Below are 10096 nucleotides of genomic sequence, written 5' to 3' on the forward strand. Positions count from 1 at the left end.
TCCGCATTCGGAGGCGCCGAACAGCACGACGCGGCGCGACTGCGCCGCTCGCAGCACGGTGCCGATATCCTCCGCGGTGACGTCGATATCAGGCGCCGAGCCGACCCGGTCAGACAGCCCAATGCCGCGGCGATCGAAAACAACGAGGCGCGCGAACTTCATCAATGACGCCAGGAACGTCCGGCTCGCGGGATGCTCCCAGGCGCGCTCCACATGCGAAACGAAGCCGGGCATCACGAGGATGTCGAGCGGGCCGCTGCCATAGGTCTGATAGGCCAAATGGACGCCGGAGCCCTTCACGTAGCGTGTCGTCGGAGCCGCTTGCGGCGCTGCAGCCTGGCTCATCAGCGCCTCGGTCTCGGCCTCCGGCGCGACACCGAGCTCATCACGCAACCGCTGCGTCAGCGCCGCGTGGTGCCGTTCCGCCGCGCTGCGATCGCCTGACAGCAGCAGGCTGCGGATCAGATGCCGGCCATAGACTTCGCTGAGCGGATCGAGCTGGACGAGACGGCCTGCATGCGCGGTCGCAGCGAAATGGTCACCGGCCGCATTATTGTCCTGCACGAGACGCTCGAGCGCATGCACAAGCCGTCCCCGCAGCGCCTCGCGACGAAAGAACGCCCAATCGTCAAACTCGGCGCAATCCTCCGGCGCGAAGCCGACAAGGAAGTCGCCTCGATAGATCTGGCAAGCCTCTTCAAACGCACCACGGTTGCAGGCGGCCTCGAACTGATTGGACTCGACCGTCAGCGCAACGGCCGGAGACCAACGCACGCTGGTCCGGTCGGTCTCGAAGACCGGCTCGCCAAGCGCAAGCTCGATGCGATGAAGCAGCCGCCGCAAGCGCGCCAGCCCGGTCTCGCGGTCAGCCTCGGGCCACAGCCACGTCGCCATGACGTCCCGCGCAACCGCGCCCTTGGCCTCGGCGAGATAGACCAGCAGCGCAAGCCCCTTACGCAGGGCCAGCTTGACCGGGCGGCCATCGGCATGGACCTCGGGGAACCCGAACGTCCCGAGCGAGAAAGCCGTCATGCAATCCTTCCTCCGCTTGGGGGACGCACAGGGGACGGTCGAGCGGTAGCCATCGAACCAGACCGAGCCGCTTCGCCAGCGGGCGATCTAGGCTCCTGCATGCGGCACCGCCGTGTCAGGCACAATAGGAAAAAACATGGTCTCGCGCCTTCTGATCCTGCTCTACGCCCTCGTGAGCTACGCCCTGTTCACGGTCTCATTTCTCTATGCACTGGGTTTCGTCGGCAATTATGTCGTGCCGAAGTCGATCGATGTCGGCCCCGCCATGAATTGGAGCGAGGCCATCGTCGTCAACCTCGCGCTGATGAGCCTGTTTGCCGTCCAGCACAGCGTCATGGCACGCCCGGCGTTCAAGCGATGGTCAGCCAAATTCCTCGCCCCGGCCTGCCAGCGCAGCACCTATGTGCTGCTGTCCAGTCTCACCCTCATTTTGTTGTTCTGGCAGTGGCGTCCGATTCCGACTGTGATCTGGCAGACTGACGGCGTTGTGGCCTGGTTGCTGACGTCATTGCATTGGCTCGGCTGGCTGATCGCGTTCGCCTCGACCCATATGATCGATCATTTCGATCTGTTCGGCGTGCGCCAAGCCTTCGTCGCATGGCGCGGAGCCAAGATATCAGGTCAATCGTTCCGGACGCCGCTGCTCTACAAGATCGTGCGGCATCCGATCATGCTGGGCTTTCTGCTCGCATTCTGGGCCGCGCCCGTGATGACCGCTGGCCATCTGTTGTTCGCGCTCGCCAACACCGCCTACATCCTGGTCGCGCTCCAGTTCGAGGAGCGGGATCTGATCGCCGAGTTCGGTGCGACCTACCAGGACTATCGCCGTCGCGTTCCCATGCTGCTGCCACGTCTGTTCGCGCGCCGCCAGACGGAAGGAGCACCGCGATGAACGCGATGCTTCCGGTCCCCAATCTGTCTGCCGAGGCCGCCACATTCGCCGATACGCTCGATGGGCTCGACATCGGTCTCTATCTCCTCGATGCCGATGCGCGTCTCATGCACGCGAATGCGGCCGGGCAAGCCATGCTGGACGCGCGCGAGATCCTGCAGGAGACCCGCGGGCAGCTGACGGCACGTGATCCCCTGGTCAACCAGGCGCTCCGATACGCTTTTTCATCGGCCCTCGATGCCAGTGGCGTCGCCATGCCGATGACCGGTGACGATGGGCAGCGCTATGTTGCCCATGCCTTGCCGCTGGCCTCGGGCGCGCGGCGACGTGCCGGTGCCGCCTACAGCGCGGCCGTGGCCTTGTTCGTTCGCAAGGTCGCCCTCACGATCACGCCCTGTTCCGGGGCGATCGGCAAGGCCTTCAAACTGACGCCCACCGAATTGCGCGTGCTGCTCGCGATCGTCGAGCTCGGCGGCGTTCCGGAAGTCGCCGCGGCGTTCGGCGTTGCCAACACCACGATCCGGACGCACGTCAATCGCCTGTTTGAAAAGACCGGCACCGCACGGCAGGCCGATTTCGTCAAGCTCGTGGCCGGATTTGCAACGCCGCTGCGGGACATTGGAGAAGTGCGATGAAAGCCATGCTGTGCAGCTCCTTCACCGGTCCGCAAGATTTGCGCCTCGGTGAGATCGCCGAGCCGCGGCCTGCCGATGACGAGATCCTGATCGACGTTCACGCGGCTTCGGTCAGCTTCATGGACCAGTTGCTGGTCTCCGGCCTCTACCAGATGCGCCCTCCGCTGCCGTTCGTGCCTGGCACGGAAGCCTCCGGTGTCGTGGTTGCGATCGGCGCGAAGGTCACGCAATTCGCGCCCGGCGATCGCGTCGCGTGCAGCAGCTGGACCGGCGGCTACGCAGAACGGATGATTGCCAAGAAATCCGAGGCCGTGCGCCTGCCCGACGGCGTCGCGTTCGAGGCCGCAGCAACGGTGCTGCACGTCTACGGCACCGCCCATTATGCGCTGGTCGAGCGCGCCCGGGCGCAACGCGGCGAGACAGTGTTCATCACCGGCGCCGCCGGCGGTGTCGGGCTCGCCGCCGTCGATCTCAGCCGTCATCTTGGGCTGCGTGTCATCGCCGGCGTCGGCTCCGACGACAAGGCCGCGATCGTGCGCAGCTACGGCGCCAGCGAGGTCGTCAACTATCGCAGCGAAGACCTGCGCGACCAGATCAAGTCGATCACCTCGGGCCAGGGCATCGATATCGGTTTCGACAATGTCGGTGGCGCAGTCCTCGAGCAGATGGCCCGGCTGATGAATTGGGGCGGCCGGCTGATGCCGATCGGTTTCACCAGCGGCACGATTCCATCGATCCCGATGAACCTGCCGCTTCTCAAGAACTACGCCATTCTCGGCGTCTTCGTCGGCGCCTGGGCCGAAAGATTTTCCGCCGAGGCCGCGCGCATGAACGACACGCTGATGCAATTGCTGGCCGAAGGCCACATCCGCCCCCACATCGATCGCATCCTCCCTTTGGAGGACGCCGGCAAAGCGATGCGCGCGCTAGCTGATCGGACGGTTCAGGGACGAATTGTGCTCAAGATCCGATAGAGTAACCGCAAGGGTCGTCGTGCCGCTGAAATTTGAGGAATCTAACCTTTGACCCAGATCATCATCGACGAGCGCTATTGCGGTCCGCCGAACTCCGGCAACGGCGGTTATGTCTGCGGCCGGCTCGCCCAGCACATTCATGGAGCTGCCGAGGTGACGCTACGCGCGCCGCCTCCCCTGCGCACGCCACTCGACGCGACCGCAACGAACGACGGCACATGGGAGCTTCGCGATGGCGCCAAGGTGGTCGCGTCCGGCCGCGCAGTTGATGTCGAGCTTGCGCGGCTGGAAACAGCCAGCTTCGCGGAAGCATCCATCGCCGAACTGCTGACCCCCATCAAGCCGCACGAGCATCCGCTGCCGACTTGCTTCGTCTGCGGCCCCGCGAGAGCCAAGGGCGACGGCCTGCGCATCTTCGCTGGCCCGCTTGAACGGCATGCACACACACCTGTTCTCGCAGCAAGCTGGGTGCCTGATCCAAATCTTGCCGACGACGACGGCCTTGTCGCGCCCGAATTCCTCTGGTCCGCGCTCGACTGCCCCACCGGCTTTGCCTGCAATTGCGATCCGCAGAGCAATGTTGTTGATCGGACGGCACTCCTGCTTGGACGAATGTCAGCCCGGATCGAGTCCCGCCCGCGTCCGCGCGACCGCTGCATCATCACCGCCTGGCCCACCGGCCGCGACGGCCGCAAGCGCACCGCCGAGGCCGCGCTGCATGATGAAACCGGGAGATTGCTGGCGGTGGCGAAGACGACGTGGATCGCCGTAGACCGCGACGTGCAGCTCGGACGATAAATGGCGGTCTCGTAGGGTGGGCAAAGGCGCACAGCGCCGTGCCCACGATTTCTACCAGCCTAGCTCAAAGCAATGGTGGGCGGGCTTTCGCTTTTGCCCACCCTACGAGACTAATTCGGGCTACGGGCTGCGCTTCGCGATGAAGGTGCCGTTCGGCTGGTGATACACGAGTTCCTCGATCGCGCCGGACGGGCCGCGGCGGAATTCGGTGCGATAGCCGTCAAGCTGGACGATGCTGAACGTTGCGCCCTGGTAGGGCCGCAAGCGGTAGAGCGGCACGAACGGAATTTTCAGCGTAAGCTCGCCCTCGGTTTCCTCAGTGACGACGTGGGTCTGATCGCCGCGAATGTATTTACCGGTGCAGGCCGACCGGAACGCAGGATCAACGCATTCCCCCCACGCGGCGCGCGTGAAGATGATATCAGGCACCAGCGCCTCGAGCTGGGCCGAGAGACTCGCAATGTTGCCGTCGCGATCGGTCGCAAACGTGATCACGAGATCATCAGGATTGAGGTCTCCAAAAATGTACGGCAGCTGGAAGGAATCGTAGTGCCGATGTGCGAGCGTCGCCTTCGTGCCGCGCCAGGCCCAATGCAGCCTGTCGCCGTCTTGCGTGATGACCACCTGGCCATAGGCCGGGTGGTCATAGGCGCCGCAAAAATCTGCAAGATCATGGCTGGGCTTCGTGTTCAGCTTGCGCGCTGTCGGCTTCGCCGCCTCGTCGCTCTTCTGCTGCGCCAGCGCCTTGCGGCGCATGTCGCGAAAGCGGTCCAGCCACCGCACGGGTTCGTTGCCGGCGAGATGATCGTGAACGCGGTTGATCAGGATGCTGGACACCGGATTGCCGCCGGTGTTGGTGAAGACGGCGATACCGGAGTTTCGCGCCGGGATGAGGCGCATCAGCGTGCTCCAGCCGAGCCAGCCGCCGGAGTGTCCGACCACGCGCTCGCCGCGGTAGCTGGTGTTGTTAAAACCCAGCCCATAATGCGAATGGCCGAACTCCTCCCACTCGGCAGCGCCCGAGTAGACGCGCGGCGATTGCATCTCCCGGATCAGCGTGGACGACACCAGGCGCTCGCCGGCGAATTCGCCCTCGGCCAGCAAGAATTTCATCCAGTTGGCGAGGGCAGCAACCGAGGTGACGATGGCGCCGGCGCCTGTCGTGGTGATAGGGAAGAATTTGCTGCGCGAGCGCACGTCGCCACGCTCCACCAGATAGGGAACGGCGGCGTCCGTGGCAGCGGCGTACTCCTCGGCCGAAAAGCCGACCGACATCCGCAATTTGTCGGTCAGCCGCGTGCGGACGAAATCTTCATAGCTCTGACCACTGATGCGCTCGACGACAAGGCCGGCGACATTGTAGGCGAGATTGTTGTATTGAAATTCGGTGCGGATGTCCCGGGCCGGCTCAAGGTGACGCAGCGCCAACATCATCTCGCTGCGCGAGAGATCGGCTGGAATCCATATCCAGTCGTGGCGGGGCAGGCCGGAGTGATGGCCGAGCAGGTCGCGCACGGTGACGCGTTCGGTCGCGATCGCGTCGTGCAGGCGGAATTCGGGAATGGTGTCCCGCACCGGTTTCGTCCAGTCGAGCCGTCCCTCGTCCACCAGCAGCGCCAACGCCGTCGCGGTGAACGTTTTGGTGATCGAGCAAATCAGAAACTGCGTCTCCGGCGTCGCGGGCAGCCCGGTCTCGACGTCGCGGTGGCCCCGTGCTTTGAGCAGCACCGTCTCGCCATTCTGCACGACGGCGAGCGTCACGGCCGGCACCTGCCACTCCGCCATTGCCTCGGCGGCCAGCGCGTCGAGCTCGGGCACAAGACCTGTGATCGTCGCGTCGCTTCCGGCAGATCGGCTCGACATGGCGCACTCTTTCTTCCGCTCGCCTCCAGAACCGCTGGGTGACGAGATAATGTTACACATCGTAGCATTAGCGATCGACCGATTGCAAGCTGTGGGCGAAGCGACTCGGGTCGTCGCTCCGCCTTCGCCCTTCGAGCTACCGCGGAGTATGGTCTCGTCGCATCCGAATATCTGACCGGCACTCGACTGCCCCGCTGGCTTCACCTGCAATTGCGATCCGCAGAGCGATGCAGTCGACAAGACGCAGCTCCCGCTGGGCCGAATGTCAGCACGCATCGAGTCCCGCCCGCGTGCCGGCGACCGCTGCGTCATCACCGCCTGGCCTACCGACGCAATGGCCGCAAGTGCAGGGCCGAGGCCGCGCTGCATGATGGAGGCGGCAGGTTGCTGGCCGTGGCGAAAACGACCTGGATCGCGGTCGATCGTGACGTGCAGCTCGGGCAGGGTGATCAGCAACGGCACTGAGGCAGATGCCAGGCGTCCCGCCGCGACGGCGCCTCCCGACACATCCAAATCGGGTGTTTTTAAGCACCGCAACCTGTGTTAATTTGCGCGAAGATCCGGCGTCGGACGAGGATTTGAGTCTCGCTCTCCGATGCAAGCAGTTTGATACGCCAGCGGTTGCCGTTTGGATATGCCCGTTGATTTGAAGATCATACTCTCGCGATAGGAGTGTCTGATGCGAGCTGCTACAGCCTCCCGGCTCTACGCCATCGGTTTGCCTGGATTTCTTGTGCTCAGCAGCGGCCCTGCGCACCCGAATCCGACCTTCCTCTGTCCGATCGTGTCGGCCGGACTTGAAGACGACACGCTTTACACGTTTGATCGTCAGACCCAGACGATGACCGCGGTCAGCTCTACGAGCGAGTTCGAGGGACCGCTACGAAAGTCGACAACTCTATATTTCGTCATCAAGACGGGCGGGGACGACCGGGCCGGAGCAATCGTCATCAAGACGGCAAGGCTTGGTCCGCAGCTAGCCGCAGACCGGCCGGACTATGGCCGCGTCTTGTTGCGACGGTCAACAGCCGGCTCGAATTGTGGGAGCCGCCGACCGTACTTGAATAGCGTCTCAGCGATCGCCTACCAAGCGTACCACGACCTCGGTTACGACCGCGGTGAAATCCTGGAGAGCCTCGACGGCGGCATCACGGGCCTCGATAATCTGAAACGCTTCCATGTCGGTTATGACGCGACCGACTATGCATCGCCCAACCAGAAGTGCCGACGAACAGATGATCCGAAACGGTATGACGGGGGTTATGAAGCGCGAAATAACCGCTCACAATTCTCATTTGTGCCTGACATCGTCGACCACGGCATCAGCGGCGTAACGTCACAAGCGGTCTCGGGGAGCTTTCGCTGGGTCGCGTCACTAATCGTGTCTCCGGCTTCCGCCAAAAGAGAAAATCTGCGCGAGCGGCGGGTCGAGATCAAGACGTATCAGACGGTTGCCGGCGTCGCCTGCATCCCCGTGACACTCAACGTCCGAGGCGCCGCACAAGTGATCCGGGTCAACGATCTCGATCGCAGAAAACTGTTTGGAAGCGACTTTGGCAGGGTGAAGGAATTCCGACTCGGTCCGATCACCGGCGGAGAGCCCTGAAATCGCGACGAGATGAGGTGGGGTCGTCATCGCCCGCCGTTGTGGTCAAGCCGGCGCGCTCGCAGCCGGAGCGGCAAACGGCGGCGCACCCGTCATTCGCCGAACGAAATCCCCAGCATCCGTGGCCGCATCCAGTCCAAATGCATTTGTCATGGCCTCGACGCTGGACCAGCCGAGATCGCGATAGGCCTCGAATTGAGCCGAATCGAAAAACTGGTCCACGGTCGATTGATTTGGAAATTCCGGAAATTTGGCCTTGTAGCCTTTGGTGGAAAAACTGAGCTGCTTGATCATTCCCGATTTCAGATAGACGAATGTTCCGGTCTTGGCTTGATCCTCGATTCCAGAGCGTTGCTCCGCCGGGTAGTCGATCGAGGCTACAAAGTACGACTTCTTGGCAAATTTGGCTCCGGCCGGATAGCCCATGTCCCCGGCGGGCGCAATGGCGTCTGCCTCTCCCTCGATCTTGACGAGGACACCGAAGTCTTCGCGCACCCGCTGGCACACTGAGGCGAGCGCCGACATTGCCGTTGAGGGGTCCTCCTCCGAGTCCAGCACGATGACCACGTCGCAACGCCTTCGGATGAGCTCATAGGCGCCCAAATTGTCGAAATGCCCACCGTCCGTCAGTTCGAGGAAGGTACTATTGCGCTGATAGCCGGAACGAAACACACCGTACTTGAGGCCCGGCGAGAAATAGTTCGGCGTCCCGGACGTAGCACCGGGAGCGCCGATCCAAAGGCCGAGGCGGAGATTGAAGAGCATCATGACCGTGGAGATCAGCCAATCGCGGGTGATGCCCGTCCCGATATAGCCGGCATTTGCATTAGCCGCGGCGCCGGAGGCCGCCATGGCCGACGCCAGCGTCATTGGGCCATGCTTTTTGTCGTGCACCGACGTCGGCAACCATCCTGTCGCAAAGCTTCCCACATAACAGGGGCTCAACAGAAAGCTGTCTCCGCCGCGAAGTGCGGTCGTCTGGTCGGGGTCTTTGATCAGCACGACGTTAGTGTTGATCAGCGGATATGGAAGCGGAGCGGACTGCTTGGGTGGCCAGATCGCCGCCAGCGCCAACCGGTCCGCATCGCTGTAGTTCGGCGCTTCCGCCGCCTTTTGCTCGTTTGTCGGCATGAAAGCTTCCATCAAGCGATCGCGATAGAAGCGATGCAGGCCGAGATAGTTGACGTTGCTCCACCATCCGAAGGCCGCCGAAAACACCAGAAGCGCGAAGAAGAAATCGCGACAATATTGCGCGCTAGCCGGGTCCGGCACGAGATGTTCCGGCTGGATCAGGAATCTCGCTCCAGCATAGGCGATCAGCAACAAGAGATAGAGAAACGCAGCAGCCGCCAAAGTGGCTGCGACGCGGGAGACGAGAGAGGGCGCAAGTCTTTGCGCTTGTACGAAGTGACCATAGAGGCCGGAGAGAAATCCGCTGGCGAGTGTCAGGATTCCGATCAGTGCCTTTCCCGCGGTTGGATAGCTCTGGATGGCATCCGCTATTGCATCAAACATGAAGGGCAGAGATGCGAACGTGACACACGCAATCAGTGTTGGAAACCACCACGTCGCCGCCAGTTCGTATTTGCGCCGCATGGCATAGTTGACGCCGAACTCCAATATCCCCGAAAGCTGCAGAATACCGACAATGACCGAGCATGTGCCGAACAGACCAAACCCGTTCGTGGCGATCAACAGCGTCGACGTGACTGGATCGAGGTTGTCCAGATTGCGGTTTTGCTCGAGGCCACTGCGCGTGAAGTAGCAGATCAGCAGCCCGGCGAAGCCGACCGCCGCACACCACCATGCCCGAGCGACGCGGTCGCCACGGTTTTCCGTGGTCTCGGGAGGAATCAGGATCGAGACGATCGTAAGGAGTGTCGTTCCGCTCAGGGCAACCACCAAAAGCAACAAGATTGCGAAGATGAAGACACCGGCGAATGCCGACACGCGCCAACCGATCCACGGTAGCCAGAGTGTCATGGCTGCTAGCTTCGAGACGGTCAGTTCCCCCGTACCGTGGTACGAATCGTAGAAGGCTTGAACGCCGGTGACAACGAACACTGCCAGCATGAACGTGATCAGAAGCGGCAACCAGAAGAAGACGCTGATGAGCAGCGTCCGAAGCAGAACCGCTACGCCCGACCAGATCGAGATGTCTCCACCTGGCGCAAGATAACTTGCGTGCCAGCGCAGATACTTCAGGCTTTCATTTTCAGTCGCAAGAGATTGCGTCTGCTCCTGACCCTGGCTGTGTGAAAACGCATTAGCGCTGGTATGATTCCGTCGTGATTCT

Annotated in this window: 8 protein-coding genes; 5 read left to right on the forward strand and 3 right to left on the reverse strand. The window is 62.5% G+C overall.

Translation table 11 applies throughout. The features are described from left to right. Window positions 1-1032: BTAD domain-containing putative transcriptional regulator (locus Q0687_RS13570; RefSeq protein WP_298877423.1), on the reverse strand; the 1032-nt coding region annotated here is incomplete at its 3' end. A 136-nt stretch (window positions 1033-1168) separates the two neighbouring features. Between Q0687_RS13570 and mddA the strand changes: the two genes are divergently transcribed. Genes mddA through Q0687_RS13590 form a run of 4 tightly spaced genes read left to right on the forward strand, consistent with a single transcriptional unit; the run spans window position 1169 to window position 4331 of the window. Further along, on the forward strand, window positions 1169-1924 hold the full coding sequence (mddA, locus tag Q0687_RS13575; RefSeq protein WP_298877426.1) for a methanethiol S-methyltransferase: 756 nt from the start codon (window positions 1169-1171) through the stop codon (window positions 1922-1924). Further along, a complete protein-coding gene (locus Q0687_RS13580; protein ID WP_298877428.1) occupies window positions 1921-2559 on the forward strand; it encodes a LuxR family transcriptional regulator in 639 nt (212 codons plus the stop codon). Before mddA ends, Q0687_RS13580 begins: the two co-directional genes overlap by 4 nt. Beyond that, window positions 2556-3533 carry an NADPH:quinone oxidoreductase family protein gene (locus Q0687_RS13585; protein WP_298877431.1) on the forward strand — a complete coding sequence of 326 codons (978 nt, stop codon included), beginning with the start codon at window positions 2556-2558 and terminating at the stop codon, window positions 3531-3533. Before Q0687_RS13580 ends, Q0687_RS13585 begins: the two co-directional genes overlap by 4 nt. A gap of 48 nt (window positions 3534-3581) precedes the next feature. Continuing rightward, complete coding sequence (locus tag Q0687_RS13590) at window positions 3582-4331, forward strand: hypothetical protein (RefSeq protein WP_298877434.1); 750 nt, start codon at window positions 3582-3584, stop codon at window positions 4329-4331. A gap of 120 nt (window positions 4332-4451) precedes the next feature. Here Q0687_RS13590 and Q0687_RS13595 read toward each other — a convergent pair whose 3' ends face one another. After that, window positions 4452-6194 carry a serine hydrolase gene (locus Q0687_RS13595; RefSeq protein ID WP_298877437.1) on the reverse strand — a complete coding sequence of 581 codons (1743 nt, stop codon included), beginning with the start codon at window positions 6192-6194 and terminating at the stop codon, window positions 4452-4454. A 679-nt stretch (window positions 6195-6873) separates the two neighbouring features. Here Q0687_RS13595 and Q0687_RS13605 point away from each other — a divergent pair. Next, window positions 6874-7800, forward strand: coding sequence for a hypothetical protein (locus tag Q0687_RS13605; RefSeq protein ID WP_298877440.1), 927 nt, complete (start codon window positions 6874-6876; stop codon window positions 7798-7800). Between the two features lie 45 nt (window positions 7801-7845). Here Q0687_RS13605 and Q0687_RS13610 read toward each other — a convergent pair. Continuing rightward, the coding region (locus tag Q0687_RS13610; RefSeq protein WP_298877443.1) for a hypothetical protein at window positions 7846-10096 on the reverse strand (2251 nt) is incomplete at its 5' end.

Source organism: uncultured Bradyrhizobium sp. (assembly GCF_936928535.1).
GTDB lineage: Bacteria > Pseudomonadota > Alphaproteobacteria > Rhizobiales > Xanthobacteraceae > Bradyrhizobium.